This is a genomic window from Haloferax profundi, from assembly GCF_001469865.1.
Taxonomy (GTDB): domain Archaea; phylum Halobacteriota; class Halobacteria; order Halobacteriales; family Haloferacaceae; genus Haloferax; species Haloferax profundi.
Genome location: NZ_LOPV01000354.1, coordinates 1 through 336 on the forward strand (window position 1 = coordinate 1; position 336 = coordinate 336).

Here is a 336-nt window from a genome sequence, read left to right on the forward strand (position 1 = left end):
AAAAATAACCGAATCTGAGGTGCGATCGTTCACTGAGCGGATTCAACCGTTTATTATCGAGCAGACGACTTCGGGCGACTCACCGACTTTCTTCGAGACGATTACAGCTTTAGCGCTATGGGAATTCGACCGTCGAGACATCGACGTTGCAATATTAGAAGTAGGAATTGGTGGGCGGTACGACGCTACGAGTGTCGTTGACCCCGTTGCAAGCGCCGTCACTAGCGTCACACTCGAACATACTGAGCAACTTGGAGACACAATTGAGGAGATTGCACGTGACAAAGCACAAGTCGCGCCTGTAAGCAAACCACTCGTAACTGGGGCAGATGCGGT

Annotated in this window: 1 pseudogene; it reads left to right on the forward strand. The window is 50.9% G+C overall.

The features are described 5' to 3' along the window. Positions 1-336, forward strand: a pseudogene (locus tag AUR66_RS13075) (Mur ligase family protein); the annotation flags it as partial.